Source organism: Pseudomonas sp. TE12508 (assembly GCF_056279485.1).
Genome location: NZ_JBWCCN010000020.1, coordinates 21,674 through 35,657, shown reverse-complemented (window position 1 = coordinate 35,657; position 13,984 = coordinate 21,674). Strand labels below are relative to the sequence as shown.

Sequence of the window (13,984 nt, the reverse complement as noted above, 5' to 3'; positions counted from 1 at the left end):
ACAAAAAAACCGCACACTCAGATCAACCTCAAACCAAATGCAACGCCGTCAACAACATGTCGATCGCCTTGATGCCCACGAACGGCACCAGAATCCCGCCCAGCCCATAAATCAGCAGATTGCGCCGCAGCAACGCCGCCGCGCTCACCGCTTGCACCCTCACACCACGCAATGCCAAAGGAATCAGCACCACAATGATCAAGGCGTTGAACACAATCGCCGACAGAATCGCGCTCTGCGGGCTGCTCAGGTGCATGACGTTGAGCACACCCAGTTGCGGGTAGATCGAGGCGAACAACGCCGGCAGGATCGCGAAGTACTTGGCCACGTCGTTGGCGATGGAAAAGGTCGTCAGCGCACCACGGGTCACCAGCAATTCCTTGCCGATTTGCACCACGTCCAGCAGCTTGGTCGGATCGCTGTCGAGGTCGACCATGTTCGCCGCCTCCCGCGCCGCTTGCGTACCGTCGTTCATCGCCATGCCGACGTCCGCCTGGGCCAGGGCCGGGGCATCATTGGCGCCGTCACCGCACATGGCGACCAGGCGACCGTCGTTCTGCTCGTGACGAATGCGCGCCAGTTTTTTCTCCGGTGTGGCTTCGGCCAGCACGTCATCCACGCCCGCTTCGGCGGCAATCGCAGCGGCGGTCAGCGGGTTGTCGCCCGTGACCATGACCGTGCGAATCCCCAGCTTGCGCAACTCGGCGAAACGCTCGCGGATGCCGGGCTTGACCACGTCCTTGAGGTGAATGACACCGAGCAATTTGCCGTCGGCGCAGACCAGCAGAGGCGTGCCGCCACTCTGGGCGATCTTGTCGATTTCCCGGGACAGAGGCGCGGCCAGATCGGCGCGTTTCAGGCCGACGAAAGCCAGCAGCGAATCCACCGCGCCTTTGCGATAGACCCGGCCCTGATAGTCAACGCCAGACAAGCGGGTTTCAGCACTGAACGGCACCGCGGTCAGCACCTCGGCGGACGGCTCGGGTTGCGGATGAAGACCGCGCAGGTACTCGACGATGGATTTGCCTTCAGCCGTGTCATCGGCCAAGGAGGCAAACAACGCGCCTTCGGCCAGTTCCTTGGCAGTGACACCAGGCGCGGCATAGACCGCTGAGCAGCGCCGGTTGCCGAAGGTGATGGTGCCGGTCTTGTCCAGCAGCAGGACGTGAACGTCCCCCGCCGCTTCCACGGCGCGACCGGATTTGGCGATCACGTTCAGGCGCACCAGACGGTCCATCCCGGCGATACCGATGGCCGACAACAAACCGCCAATGGTGGTCGGAATCAGCGTGACCAATAACGCCACCAGAAACACCAGCGGCAGGCTGCCATTGGCGAAGTGGGCGAACGGTTGCAGGGTCACCACCACCAGCAGAAAGATCAGGGTCAGGCCGATCAGCAGGATATCCAGCGCCACTTCGTTCGGGGTTTTCTGGCGTTTGGCGCCTTCGACCAGCGCGATCATGCGGTCGAGGGTCGACTCGCCGGGGTTGGCAGTGATACGCACCAACAGCCAGTCGGACACCAGTCGGGTGTTGCCGGTGACGGCCGAACGGTCGCCGCCGGACTCACGAATCACCGGTGCCGATTCACCCGTAATCGCCGCTTCGTTGACCGCCGCGATGCCTTCGATCACCTCGCCGTCACCGGGGATCATCTCCCCCGCTTCGACGCGCACCACATCACCCTTGCGCAGGCTGGTGGCGGGCACCACCTGAAAGCTGCCATTGGCGTTTTTGCGCCGGGCACTCAAGCCTTCACTGCCGGCCTTGAGGCTGTCGGCACGGGCCTTGCCGCGACCTTCGGCCAGCGCTTCGGCGAAGTTGGCGAACAACACGGTGAACCACAGCCACAACGCGATTTGCGCGGCGACGAAAGTCGGCACGGCACTGTCGGGAATGAAGCACAGCACAGTGGTCAGAATCGCAGTCAGTTCCACCACCAGCATCACCGGCGCACGTTGCAATTGCCGTGGGTCGAGCTTTACGAACGCTTGCACCAGCGCCGGGCGCCAGAGCGCGGCGATCGCGGTTTTCGGTTGTTCCGGCGCCTTGACGACGGCGGCTTTAGTTGCGGGCATATTCATCATTGACTCCTTAGAAGCCCAAGCTCAGATGTTCGGCAATCGGGCCCAGCGCCAGGGTCGGCAGGAAGGTCAAACCACCCACCAGCAAAATGGTCACGGTCAACAGCACCACGAACAGCGGGCCGTGAGTCGGGAAGCTGTTCTGGCCGATCGGCGCGGTTTTCTTCATCGCCAGGCTGCCGGCCAGGGCCAGTACCGGGAGGATGTAACCGAAGCGACCGATCAACATGCCCAGCCCCAGCATCAGGTTGTGGAACGCGGTGTTGGCACCGAAGCCGCCGAACGCCGAGCCGTTGTTGGCACTGGCCGAGGTGTAGGCATAAAGCAACTGGCTGAAACCGTGAGCACCGGGGTTACTCACCGCCGCGACCGGGCCAGGCAGGCTGGCAGCAATCGCGCCGAGCACCAGCACGCCGACTGGCATCACCAGTAAGGTCACCACCAGTAACTGGACTTCTTTGGCTTGCAGTTTCTTGCCGAGGTATTCCGGCGTGCGGCCGATCATCAGCCCGGCGAGGAATACCGCGATCAGCACGTTGAGCAACATGCCGTAGAGCCCGGCCCCGACGCCGCCGAAGATCACTTCGCCGACCATCATGTTGATCATCGCCACCATGCCGCTCAGCGGGTTGAGGCTGTCGTGCATGCCATTGACCGAACCGTTCGACGCCGCAGTGGTGGTCACCGACCACAGCACGGTGGCGGTGGTACCGAAGCGCGCTTCCTTGCCTTCCAGCGGCGCGGTCTGTTCGACGGCGACGTTGTTCAGGGTCGGGTTAGGCTGGTACTCAGCCCACAGTGAAGTGGCGCCGCCGATCAAAAACAGCGCCAGCATGCAGGCGATGATCGCGCGGCTCTGACGCAGGTCTTTCACGTAATGGCCAAAGGTGAACACCAGCGCCACCGGGATCAGAATGATCGAAGCGACTTCGAACAGGTTGCTCCACGCCGTCGGGTTCTCGAACGGGTGCGCCGAGTTGACGCCGAAGAAGCCACCACCGTTGGTGCCCAGTTGCTTGATCGCAATCTGGCTGGCGGCCGGGCCGAGCGGGATCACCTGATCGACGCCCTGCATCGTCACGGCGTTCACGTACTGGGCGAACGTTTGTGGCACGCCCTGCCAGACCAGATACAGCGCCAGCAGCAGGCACAGCGGCAGCAGGCCGTAAAGGGTGGCGCGGGTCATGTCGACCCAGAAGTTGCCCAGGGTCTTGGTCGACTTGCGACCGATGCCGCGACATAACGCAACCAGAACCGCCAGGCCGGTGGCAGCGCTGACGAAGTTCTGCACGGTGAGGCCGACCATCTGACTCAGGTAGCTGAGAGTCGCTTCGCCGCTGTAGGACTGCCAGTTGGTATTGGTCATGAAGCTGACGGCGGTGTTGAACGCTTGCGTCCATTCCTGACCCGGCAAATTTTGCGGATTGAGCGGCAAATAATCCTGAAACAGCAGGATCGCGAACAACAGCAAAAAACCCGCGAGGTTGAAGGCGAGCAAGGCCAGGGTGTATTTCTGCCAGCTCTGCTCAGCCTGTGGATCGACACCGGCCACCCGATAGCAACCCCGCTCCACCGGCCCGAGGATCGGCGACAGCCAGGTGCGCTGCCCTTCCATCACCTTGTAGTAGAAGCGCCCCAGAAACGGTGCCGGGATCAGCACCACGGCAAAGAAGGCGAGGATCAGCCAATAGTCATAACTGTGCATAGCCGCTCCTAGTTCCGGTCCGCGCGCAACAGCGCAACCAACAGATAAATGAACAGCCCCACTGCCAATAGCAGTGACACCCCGTCCAGAACGCTCATGGAAATTCTCCGTGTTACGGCGTATTGCCGCGTGTGGAGTGATTGTCGGGAGGGAGGCTGTAAAGGCGCGAGATCGAGGGGTGTGGCGGGGCATAAATAAAGCGTAAAGAGTGGGGTTAAGGCTTTGTTACAGCGGTGTTCCGGCGGGCCTCATCGCGAGCAGGCTCGCTCCCACAGGAGTTCGGCGTTGTATGGACGGCAGCATTCCAATGTGGGAGCGAGCCTGCTCGCGATAGCGCCAGAACAGGTGTCGACGCCCCTAACTGGAGCACAAAAAGCACTCATCCAGCCGCGAACATCCCCGATACGACAGCTTTCAGCACTTTACGACGCCCACCTGAAAAATGGCACGCCCACTGCACACGCCCTCCCCCGAGCTTTTCCAAACCGTTCAGGGAGCAAGGCATGAACACACAACTCAAACCTACGCTGGGTACGCTGCACCTGTGGGGTATCGCGGTCGGGCTGGTGATTTCCGGTGAGTACTTCGGCTGGAGTTACGGCTGGGGCGTGGCCGGGACACTGGGCTTTCTCGTGACCTCATTCATGGTCGCCACGATGTACACCTGCTTCATCTTCAGTTTCACCGAACTGACCACCGCCATTCCCCATGCCGGCGGTCCCTTTGCCTACAGCCGCCGCGCCTTTGGCGAGAAAGGCGGTTTGATTGCCGGGTTGGCGACCCTGATCGAGTTCGTCTTCGCCCCTCCGGCGATTGCCCTGGCGATCGGCGCCTACCTGAATGTGCAGTTTCCCGCCCTCGACCCGAAACACGCGGCGGTCGGTGCCTACATTGTGTTCATGGGCTTGAACATTCTCGGCGTGAAACTGGCCGCGACCTTCGAACTGGTGGTCTGCGTATTGGCGGTCGCCGAATTGCTGGTGTTCATGGGCGTGGTCGCCCCGGCGTTCAGCTTCAGCAACTTCGCCCTCAATGGCTGGGCTGGTGCTGATGTGTTCGGTGCGCCAGCGATTGCCGGCATGTTCGCAGCCATTCCGTTTGCCATTTGGTTCTTCCTCGCCATCGAAGGCGCGGCCATGGCTGCCGAAGAAGCCAAAGACCCGAAACGCACGATTCCCAAGGCTTACATCAGCGGCATCCTGACCCTGGTGCTGCTGGCCATGGGCGTGATGTTCTTTGCCGGCGGCGTCGGCGACTGGCGCACCCTGTCGAACATCAACGATCCGCTGCCGCAAGCCATGAAAGCCGTGGTCGGCGAAAGCTCCGGCTGGTTGCACATGCTGGTGTGGATCGGCCTGTTCGGCCTGGTGGCGAGTTTCCACGGGATTATTCTCGGCTACTCGCGGCAATTCTTTGCGCTGGCCCGGGCCGGTTACCTGCCAGCATCCCTGGCCAAACTGTCGCGCTTCCAGACCCCGCACCGGGCGATCATCGCCGGTGGCGTGATTGGCATCGCGGCGATCTACAGCGATGGCTTGATCAACCTCGGCGGCATGACGCTGACGGCGGCGATGATCACCATGGCGGTATTCGGTGCGATCGTGATGTACATCATGAGCATGCTCAGCCTGTTCAAACTGCGCAAAACCGAACCGAACCTGGAACGCACCTTCCGCGCGCCCTGCTACCCATTGGTGCCGTTCATTGCGTTGATGCTCGCGGTGGTTTGCCTGGTGGCGATGGCCTGGTTCAACACCTTGATCGGGTTGATCTTCCTCGGCTTCATGGCAGTGGGTTTCGTGTACTTCATGCTCACCGCGCAATTGCGTGCCGATGCGCCGGTGGATGCGATGTTGACCGGGCTGTAAACAGTCGCGGTGTTGCTGTCAGTTCAGGCATAGAATGGAATCATAGCGAATGGAACCACTGCGAAATTCCATCGCTCAAAAGTGGTAGGCACGATCGGTTGGCGAAACCATCGCCAAGCGGCCTGCCCTTAAGGAGAAACCCTATGCCTTGGTATGCCTGGTTGATTCTGATCGTTGCCATCGGCTCGATCGTTGGCGGCTTGATGATGCTGCGCGACACCGCCAACAAGGTCGAATTGACTGAAGAGCAACGTAAACGCGTCGCCGAACGCAATGCGGAAGCGGATGCCAAGGATGCGCAGGACCGCTAGCAAACAATTGTGGCGAGGGAGCTTGCTCCCGCTGGGTCGCGTAGCGGCCCTTGAGGTCCCTCGCACATTTTTTGCGCCCGCTGCGCGGTCGAGCGGGAGCAAGCTCCCTCGCCACAAAACCGTTTCTATTTCTCCCAATCGGCCTTGGCGATGTGCAAGCCATGCAGCCCCTTGTAAGCCGCACGCTCCGGCTGGCTCCAGCCTTCAAGTAACGACTCCTCCAACCGATAAATCTCCACCCCCAATGGCCGACACACACTCAGCGGATCCTGCGCATCCGGCCCCCACATGGCCAAGGACAGATCCCCACCCGGGCAGGTCGACAACGCGCACAGCAGATCAATCTCGGCAAAGAACTCCAGATAATCACCCTTCTGTGCCGGGCAGGCTTTCATGAAGTACATGTCGTCGTGGTTCAGACCAGTGCACTGGAAAATGTTCAGCACATCATGCACGTCAAACTCGGTCAGGCCATGGGGTAACACGGCGCGGGTCAAATTCGAGTGGCAGTGATGATGGAAGTCCTCGCCGGTGAGCATTTTGTTCACATACGGATCGCACCGCGTCCCCAGCAAGTCGTGCAAACGCCCGCCATGTTCGTCGATGCCGTACCCGGCCAGGCTATCGTCGGTGATGGTCACCAGCGGCCGCAAAAATGGCAGGTTCGACCAGAGCCGGTCATGAATGCTGACATGAGCACCCTGCAACTGCCGGGTCCGCGCCGCCCACAAGCGTTCGCGCGGGTCATGGGCATTCCAGACATTGAAATCCCCGACTTGCGGGCCAACCGGGGTCGTGACCCTGAACACGTGCCCCGCCGGCACATTCCAGGCGCGGCCAGTGCGGATCGGCACTTCGAACTGTTCGATCAGCGTGCGCCCCTCTTTCTTGTCCCGGACTCTCTCGTAGAAAGCCGTGTCCACCTGCAAGGCCGAGCCTTTGCTGACTTGATAGGCCGCCGGATAGTCTTTGTACATGGCACAAATCCTCGATCAGTGATGGGAAGAAGGGGCAAGCATCTGCAACAGGAGGTGTTCGGAGTCGTCGAGATAAAGGTTCATCGCGTCCCCGGCCGCGGGTTTATCGCCGTCGGCCAGCAAGTCATGTATCTGCCGGTCACGCGCCAGCCAAGGCGCCTGAAAACGTGATTCATCGGGAGCGGTGCAAAACACCAGGCGCAGTTGCGCGACGACATTGGTGAAGAACTCATCGAACAATGGACTGCGCAGCAATCCGACGATGTGTTGATGAAACGCCAGGCTGTGAGTGCCAACGGCGCGCCAGTCCTCACGCTCCCGAGCCAGTTCGGTGGCCTCCAGGGCTTCGAGCATCCGGTCGGACTGGTATTCACGCAATGGCTGACTGGCGCTGATGGCTTGCAGCTCCAGGGTGCGACGAACCTTGAACAGATCGCGCACATCCTCGACACCCAACCGGCGCACCATCACACCCTTGTTACGGACATAACGGGTCAGCCCTTCCTGACCCAGACGGTGCAACGCCTCGCGAATTGTGTTGCGCGAGGCGTTGTAAGCCGACACCAGATCGTTTTCCACCAGCGCCATGCCCGGCAGCAAACGACCGCCGATGATGTCAGCGCGCAACTCCAATGTGATGTGGTCGGCCAGGGACAGTCCGCTGCTCATACTCAATGCCTCATGATTGTTCAACAATCGTCAGCGAATGAGTAATCACTATTCGTGCCATCTACCTTGAACTACTCATCCCAGTATTTGAACAACACACTGGCGTTCACGCCACCAAATCCGAAGCCGTTGGATAACGCGTAATCGATGGTCATCGGCCGCGCCTGACCGTGAACGATGTCCACCCCTTGCGTTGCCGGATCCGGGTTATCGAAGTTGAGCGTGGCCGGCACCACCTGATCGCGGAGCGCCAACAGCGTAAAGATCGCCTCGATCCCGCCAGCAGCGCCGAGCAAATGCCCGGTGGCCGATTTGGTCGACGTCACCGCTATCTTGTTGTCCGAGCCGAACAACGATTTGATGGCCGCCAACTCCCCCAAATCCCCCACCGGGGTCGAGGTTGCATGGGCGTTGAGATGCTGCACCTGCGCCGGCGAAATGCCCGCCTGGGCCAACGCCAGCGACATCGCCCGACGCGCACCGCTGCCATCTTCAGGCCCCGCGGTCAGATGATAGGCATCGGCACTGGTGCCGTAACCGACCAGCTCGGCCAGCGGCTGAGCGCCGCGCGCCAAGGCATGCTCCAAGGATTCGATCACCAGAAGGCCCGAGCCCTCGCCCATCACAAAGCCATCACGCCCACTGTCGAACGGCCGCGAGGCGCGTTCCGGGGTGTCGTTGTAACCGCTGGACAACGCCCGAGCCGCCGCGAACCCGGCAAGGCTGACACGATCGATTGCCGCTTCCGCACCGCCACACACTGCAATATCCGCTTCGCCACAGCGAATCAGCCGCGCAGCGTCACCAATCGCCTGAACCCCGGCCGCGCACGCTGTTACCGGAGCCCCCAAAGGCCCCTTGAAACCATGCTGGATCGACACATGCCCTGCCGCAAGGTTGACCAGAAACGAAGGAATGGTGAACGGCGACAAACGTCGCGGGCCACGGTTGTCGGTGGTGCGCACCGCATCGGCAATCGCGCCGAAACCACCCACGCCCGAGCCAATAATGGTGGCAGTGCGTTCCTGGGCGTTGACGTCCTGCGGATGCCAACCGGCCTGCTCCAGTGCCTGACGCGCCGCCTCCATGGCAAACATAATGAAGCGGTCCATCTTCTTCTGCTCTTTGGGCGGCGTCGCCCGGTCCGGATCAAAACCCGCCTCGGGATCTTCCGCCAGCGTCTGCACCGCGCCACCGACCTTGGTGGTCAGATCGGCAACCACCTCGTCCGGCAACGCCCGCAACCCGGAACGCCCGGCCAACAAACGTGCCCAAACCGCTTCGACGCCACTACCCAACGGCGACACCAGGCCCATGCCCGTGACGACCACTCGACGATTACTCATAACGCAAATACCTCAAGCCGATTCATGGCGCCTCACTTGTAACGCGTGGCGGCCGTGCTTCTAGACAGATTCGGCGCCATCGCATGACGCGCCGCCATAAAGGCCTCCCACTCGGAGGCATTCGGTAACGAAGGAATGGTGATCAACTCACCCTGGTCCAGACCCGATAACGCCGCGTCGACCATCTCCCCCGCTTCCATGATCATGTCCGCCGGAATCTGGGACGCATCAATACCGGACCGCTCCAGGATCTCGGTACGTGTGACGCCCGGCAACACCGCTTGAACCTGAACCCCGGTGCCCTGCAGCTCGGCGTTCAACGACTGGGTCAGGCTCAACACATAAGCCTTGCTCGCGCTGTACGTCGCATTGAACCGCTCCGGGAACAACGCCACCACCGAGGCAATATTGATGATCGTCCCGCGACCGGCCTTGGAAAAACCCGCCGCCGCTGCCGAGGCCAACCGCGTCACCGTGGTGACGTTCAGCTGAATCAAACGCTCCAGCTGATCCATATCAGCGTTGGCGAGCAAACCATCCGCCGCGACACCGGCGTTATTCAGCAACAGGCTGATACTCGAATCGCTGCGTAGGCGCTGCTCAAGCTTTAACACATCATCCTTTTGCGTCAGGTCCGCCTTCAGCACCTCCACCTGAACACCATGCGCCGCGCGCAACTTGCTCGCCGCAGCCTCCAGCCGCTCCTGATCACGGGCCACCAGCAACAAATCAAAACCACGCGCCGCCAACCGCTCCGCGTAAACCGCACCGATGCCGGAAGATGCGCCGGTGACGAGGGCCGTACCTTCGTTCTGGACAGAATTCATGACTGTGCTCCAAAGAGGATTGCGTGAGAGAAGGTCTGCGCCTGAACACCAGTGCGCATCAGCGAACGGAAGATATTATAGGCATAATCCAATCGCCATATGACAGCCGTAATTTTTCCAGTCCCGATGAAAGGCGCCAGATCGCCCTCTGCGGCACTATGCAAAAAGGCCGGTCAATGACCGGCCTCTTGGTGTGGATCTACAAGCTTAGTTCACTTCCAGCTTCTCGCGATTCTTGTCCAGAATAGCCTTGCCAATCCCCTTCACTTCCAGCAATTCGTCGACCGACGAAAACGGCCCATTACTCTCACGATAAGCAACAATCGCCTTGGCCTTCGCCTCACCAATCCCGGACAACTCGCGCTGCAGAGTCGGCGCATCGGCGCCATTGAGATCGACTTTGGCGGTTTTAGCCTGGGCGGCAGCATCCAGCATCAAGGGTGCCTTGGCAGCCTCTGGCGCACTCGTCGGCGCAGCAATGGCCGCAATAGAGGCGCTGGTGAGCAGGGCAAAAACCAGAGAGTAGAAATAGCCAGTACGCATAAATGAAGCTCCATGACATCGATTGAGAAAGCAGCTTTTCCGAAGCTGCCTTCCAAACTTAGGCGATGTGGTGGAGCTGTCAAAAATGTGTCCGTTACAGGATGTGAAACAATCAGGGCTCGAGGCGGCGTTGCTGATGAATCCAGTCAACGATCTCCCCGTCGGGGGTATAGCCGCTGACCGTTTCGCGCAGGAGTTGGCGCACGCGGGAATAATCGTCCTGCTCGACAGCCAGCAACAAATCAGTCAAACGGCTCTTGAGCACATCCCAGGGCAAATGATCTTCATTGGCCGTCATGATCATCGGATGCGGCGTCGCAGCGACGTTATCCCCGATCAACAACTCTTCGTAGAGCTTCTCTCCCGGACGCAACCCAGTGAACTCGATCGAAATATCGCCCTGGGGATTTCGCTCGGAACGGATGCTCAAACCAGACAGGTGAATCATCTTCTCCGCCAGCTCGACAATCCTCACCGGCTCGCCCATATCCAGCACAAACACATCACCGCCCTGCCCCATGGAACCGGCCTGAATCACCAGTTGCGCGGCTTCGGGGATGGTCATGAAGTAACGGGTAATCTTCGGATGGGTCACCGTCAAAGGCCCACCCGACTTGATCTGACTATGGAACAACGGAATCACCGAACCGGACGATCCCAACACATTGCCAAAACGAACCATGGTGAAACGGGTTTTATTGACCCGGGATACATTGGCTTTATCGCCAAACAGCACCGGGGCGATTTCACGACTGAGGGCCTGAAGGGTCAACTCCGCCAGACGCTTGGTGCTGCCCATGATGTTGGTCGGACGAACGGCTTTATCGGTGGAGATCAACACAAAGTTCGCCACACCCGACTGCAAGGCAGCCTGAGCAGTGTTCAACGTGCCGATGACATTATTGAGCACGCCTTCAGCGATATTGTGCTCGACCATCGGCACATGTTTATAAGCCGCTGCGTGATAAACGGTATCCACGCACCAGGTCTTCATCACATCGAGCAGTTTGTGCGGATGACGGATGGAGCCAAGAATAGGCAGCAACTGAACCGACACCGACTCACGGCTGGCACGCTGCTCCAGCTCTGACAGGATGCTGTAGAGGTTGAACTCACTGTGTTCGAACAGAATAAGCGTGGTCGGGCCAAGGGAGAAAATCTGCCGGCACAGCTCTGAACCGATCGATCCGCCGGCGCCAGTAACCATCACTGTCTTGCCTTTGATACAGCGCTCGAGCAAATCAGCCTGGGCTGGCACGGCATCGCGGCCGAGCAAATCGGCGATATCCACTTCCTGAATGTCTTCAACCTTGACCCGACCGCTGGCCAGATCGGTGAAGTTCGGCACGCTTCGTACGTGAAGCGGATAACCTTCCAGCAGATTGAGAATTTCCCGGCGCCGTGCGCGGGTGGATGACGGTAGCGCCAAGAGGATTTCCTGAGCGCCGGTGACGTCGATCATCTGCTGGATGTGTTTGGGTTTGTAGACCTGGAGGCCTGAAATTGAGCGATCGGAGATGCTGGAATCGTCGTCGATGAAGGCCACTGGGCGCATGACTCGGCCCATGCGTAATGCAGCAACCAACTGATTGCCGGCCACGCCTGCGCCGTAGATGGCGACTTTGGTCAGGCCGTCATCGCGGCTGGTGAAAGGCACGTGCTGGGCGGCGGTGAACCAGTCGCCCATGAAGTATTGGCGCATGCATAGGCGTAGCCCGCCGATGATTACCATGCTTAGCCACCAGTAGTTGAAGATGATGGAGCGTGGGACGACGGTTTGGTGGTTGCTGTACCAGTAGACAACGACCGCCAGGATCAGGGATGACAGGCTGACAGCTTTGATGATGGCTATCAGGGCATCATTGCCAAAATAGCGCATGACCGCTCGGTACATGCCGAAGCGGATGAACAAGGGAATGGCTATCACAGGCGCGCAGGCGAAGAGCCAGAAGTGGACCTTCAATGGGTTGTACATGTCATCGATGCCGAGGCGGACGATGAAGGCGAGCCAGAGGGCGACCCACACCAGCACAACGTCTGTAGCGACCTGAAGCAGTCGTTTCTGCCTGCGTGGCAGCCCCAGCAAAAGAGCTCGTAATTTATCCATAAATCTGTGGACCTGACCGGCCAGCTCCTCGTACAAAATTCAGTGGCACATTGTACCCGCTAGGCCTACAAAATGCTTAAAATGGGCCTTCGACTGGCTTAACAAGGGCACGTCAAAAAAGCGTTCAAGTGTTGCCTAGCAAAAATGATTCCAACTAAACTAGCGATAATTCAGACTCTAATCATGGCCTTTAAACTAGTCAAAAATCGCAAATTTGTCGTTTGGAGTCTGAGCATCAGATTCAAGCTAGCACAACTCAAGCATACCAAAGAATGAAAACCGCAAAATAAAAAATATGTCAAGAAAACCTTGCAAATAGACACCTGCCACCTACAGCCACTCAAACCTTAATCCACCCAACCAACAGCCATATCCTAACAACCAACCACTCAGAAAATATGACCCAAACCACCTCAGAGAAAACCGTAGCAATTTTGCTCTGCACCTTTAATGGATCGAGATTCCTCAATGAACAACTCGAATCAATTAAGCAGCAGACGCACAAGCAATGGAAAGTCTATATATCTGATGATGGCTCATCAGATGAAACCCTTGACATACTCATGCGCTTTAAAGAAAGCTCCCTCCCCGGGCAGGTGCAGATCTTTCACGGCCCAAGGAAAGGATTCGGAAAAAATTTTATGTCCCTGATATACAATCCCAAGGTATCTGGCGACTACTACGCTTTTAGCGATCAAGATGACATATGGCATACTGATAAACTTGAAAGAAGCCTAGCAGCGCTGAGCAATAGCCCAACGCATACTCCCGCACTGTATTGCACTCGAACCCATCTTATCAATACTACCGGCGAAAGCATTGGCTTATCCCCCCTCTTTAGAAAGGCACCATCATTTCAAAACGCGATAGTTCAAAGTATTGCCGGCGCAAACACGATGACCATTAACGAACCAGCAAGAGAACTACTACGCACCGCCGAGGAAAACAACCAAGTAGTTGCGCATGACTGGTTAGCCTATATCATAATCAGCGGATGCAACGGACATGTCATTTACGACCCACTCCCAAGTATTGACTATCGCCAGCACGAAGCGAATCTGATCGGTGCAAACTCCGGAATAATCGACAAACTAAAAAGATTAGGAAAAATGACGTCAGGCCGCTTCAGAACCTGGAATGACTCAAATTTAGCAAATATTGAAAAAATCATCCCAATGTTATCTCATGAAAACAGGGACACGCTACTGCATTTCGTAAAGGCTAGAAATAGTAGCTTTCCGAAAAGAATGTTTTACTTCAAGAAATCGAAAATTTATCGTCAAACCTTTGCAGGAAATGCAAGCCTCATAGCAGCCATAATGCTCAATAAAATATAAGCACACCAAACCAAACATTCGCGACAATCAGCAACCAATAGCACACCCAACATCACAAAAAAAACCATCCACCCGCCCGCATCAAAATGCAGCAGCATCAGCCCTCCCCCCCCAGTCCGCCCCATCACGGTTCGGGTACTGCCCCTCCATCCAAACTGGCCGCAGGCAAAACACTCCCGAAGCACACAAAATCGATGACTTTTTGAGA

Annotated in this window: 12 protein-coding genes; 3 read left to right on the top strand and 9 right to left on the bottom strand. The window is 58.3% G+C overall.

Going from position 1 to position 13,984, the window contains the following annotated elements:
• Positions 1–28: 28 nt before the first annotated feature.
• The 3 genes from kdpB to kdpF are packed head-to-tail and all read right to left on the bottom strand — an operon-like array spanning position 29 to position 3,889.
• The gene (gene kdpB / locus ACZ9IM_RS24935; RefSeq protein ID WP_427624275.1) at positions 29–2,086 is read right to left on the bottom strand and encodes a potassium-transporting ATPase subunit KdpB; all 2,058 of its coding nucleotides are present in this window, start codon (positions 2,084–2,086) and stop codon (positions 29–31) included.
• A gap of 10 nt (positions 2,087–2,096) precedes the next feature.
• Positions 2,097–3,791: a potassium-transporting ATPase subunit KdpA gene (gene kdpA / locus ACZ9IM_RS24930; RefSeq protein WP_008071672.1), complete on the bottom strand. Its 1,695-nt coding sequence runs from the start codon at positions 3,789–3,791 to the stop codon at positions 2,097–2,099.
• A gap of 8 nt (positions 3,792–3,799) precedes the next feature.
• Positions 3,800–3,889 carry a K(+)-transporting ATPase subunit F gene (gene kdpF, locus ACZ9IM_RS24925; RefSeq protein WP_007899818.1) on the bottom strand — a complete coding sequence of 30 codons (90 nt, stop codon included), beginning with the start codon at positions 3,887–3,889 and terminating at the stop codon, positions 3,800–3,802.
• Positions 3,890–4,294: 405 nt separating this feature from the next.
• Here kdpF and eat point away from each other — a divergent pair, with 405 nt between their 5' ends.
• Positions 4,295–5,659, top strand: coding sequence for an ethanolamine permease (eat, locus tag ACZ9IM_RS24920; protein ID WP_063341108.1), 1,365 nt, complete (start codon positions 4,295–4,297; stop codon positions 5,657–5,659).
• A gap of 143 nt (positions 5,660–5,802) precedes the next feature.
• Positions 5,803–5,970 (top strand): DUF2897 family protein, encoded by a 168-nt coding sequence (locus ACZ9IM_RS24915; protein ID WP_008006000.1) that lies wholly within the window; start codon positions 5,803–5,805, stop codon positions 5,968–5,970.
• A 125-nt stretch (positions 5,971–6,095) separates the two neighbouring features.
• Here ACZ9IM_RS24915 and ACZ9IM_RS24910 read toward each other — a convergent pair whose 3' ends face one another.
• The 6 genes from ACZ9IM_RS24910 to ACZ9IM_RS24885 form a co-directional block, all read right to left on the bottom strand.
• Positions 6,096–6,947, bottom strand: coding sequence for an urea carboxylase-associated family protein (locus ACZ9IM_RS24910; protein WP_401172976.1), 852 nt, complete (start codon positions 6,945–6,947; stop codon positions 6,096–6,098).
• Between the two features lie 15 nt (positions 6,948–6,962).
• Positions 6,963–7,616, bottom strand: coding sequence for a GntR family transcriptional regulator (locus ACZ9IM_RS24905; protein WP_476225223.1), 654 nt, complete (start codon positions 7,614–7,616; stop codon positions 6,963–6,965).
• Positions 7,617–7,687: 71 nt separating this feature from the next.
• Positions 7,688–8,962 carry a beta-ketoacyl-ACP synthase II gene (gene fabF, locus ACZ9IM_RS24900; RefSeq protein ID WP_476225222.1) on the bottom strand — a complete coding sequence of 425 codons (1,275 nt, stop codon included), beginning with the start codon at positions 8,960–8,962 and terminating at the stop codon, positions 7,688–7,690.
• Positions 8,963–8,994: 32 nt separating this feature from the next.
• A complete protein-coding gene (locus tag ACZ9IM_RS24895; RefSeq protein ID WP_476225221.1) occupies positions 8,995–9,789 on the bottom strand; it encodes an SDR family NAD(P)-dependent oxidoreductase in 795 nt (264 codons plus the stop codon).
• A 207-nt stretch (positions 9,790–9,996) separates the two neighbouring features.
• On the bottom strand, positions 9,997–10,332 hold the full coding sequence (locus tag ACZ9IM_RS24890) for a ComEA family DNA-binding protein (RefSeq protein ID WP_476225220.1): 336 nt from the start codon (positions 10,330–10,332) through the stop codon (positions 9,997–9,999).
• A 112-nt stretch (positions 10,333–10,444) separates the two neighbouring features.
• Entirely contained in the window at positions 10,445–12,439 is a 1,995-nt protein-coding gene (locus ACZ9IM_RS24885; RefSeq protein ID WP_476225219.1) for a polysaccharide biosynthesis protein, read from the bottom strand.
• 398 nt (positions 12,440–12,837) lie between these two features.
• On the opposite strand from ACZ9IM_RS24885, the gene ACZ9IM_RS24880 reads away from it, so the two are divergent.
• Positions 12,838–13,776 (top strand): glycosyltransferase family 2 protein, encoded by a 939-nt coding sequence (locus ACZ9IM_RS24880; protein WP_476225218.1) that lies wholly within the window; start codon positions 12,838–12,840, stop codon positions 13,774–13,776.
• Positions 13,777–13,984: the final 208 nt, after the last annotated feature.

What these genes read in the sequence shown, in the direction of transcription:
- ACZ9IM_RS24885 (WP_476225219.1), bottom strand. Translation starts at nt 12,439, where the DNA reads ATGGATAAATTACGAGCTCTTTTGCTGGGGCTGCCACGCAGGCAGAAA.
- eat (WP_063341108.1), top strand. Translation starts at nt 4,295, where the DNA reads ATGAACACACAACTCAAACCTACGCTGGGTACGCTGCACCTGTGGGGT.
- ACZ9IM_RS24880 (WP_476225218.1), top strand. Translation starts at nt 12,838, where the DNA reads ATGACCCAAACCACCTCAGAGAAAACCGTAGCAATTTTGCTCTGCACC.
- ACZ9IM_RS24895 (WP_476225221.1), bottom strand. Translation starts at nt 9,789, where the DNA reads ATGAATTCTGTCCAGAACGAAGGTACGGCCCTCGTCACCGGCGCATCT.
- kdpF (WP_007899818.1), bottom strand. Translation starts at nt 3,889, where the DNA reads ATGAGCGTTCTGGACGGGGTGTCACTGCTATTGGCAGTGGGGCTGTTC.
- ACZ9IM_RS24890 (WP_476225220.1), bottom strand. Translation starts at nt 10,332, where the DNA reads ATGCGTACTGGCTATTTCTACTCTCTGGTTTTTGCCCTGCTCACCAGC.
- fabF (WP_476225222.1), bottom strand. Translation starts at nt 8,962, where the DNA reads ATGAGTAATCGTCGAGTGGTCGTCACGGGCATGGGCCTGGTGTCGCCG.
- ACZ9IM_RS24905 (WP_476225223.1), bottom strand. Translation starts at nt 7,616, where the DNA reads ATGAGCAGCGGACTGTCCCTGGCCGACCACATCACATTGGAGTTGCGC.
- kdpB (WP_427624275.1), bottom strand. Translation starts at nt 2,086, where the DNA reads ATGAATATGCCCGCAACTAAAGCCGCCGTCGTCAAGGCGCCGGAACAA.
- ACZ9IM_RS24910 (WP_401172976.1), bottom strand. Translation starts at nt 6,947, where the DNA reads ATGTACAAAGACTATCCGGCGGCCTATCAAGTCAGCAAAGGCTCGGCC.
- kdpA (WP_008071672.1), bottom strand. Translation starts at nt 3,791, where the DNA reads ATGCACAGTTATGACTATTGGCTGATCCTCGCCTTCTTTGCCGTGGTG.
- ACZ9IM_RS24915 (WP_008006000.1), top strand. Translation starts at nt 5,803, where the DNA reads ATGCCTTGGTATGCCTGGTTGATTCTGATCGTTGCCATCGGCTCGATC.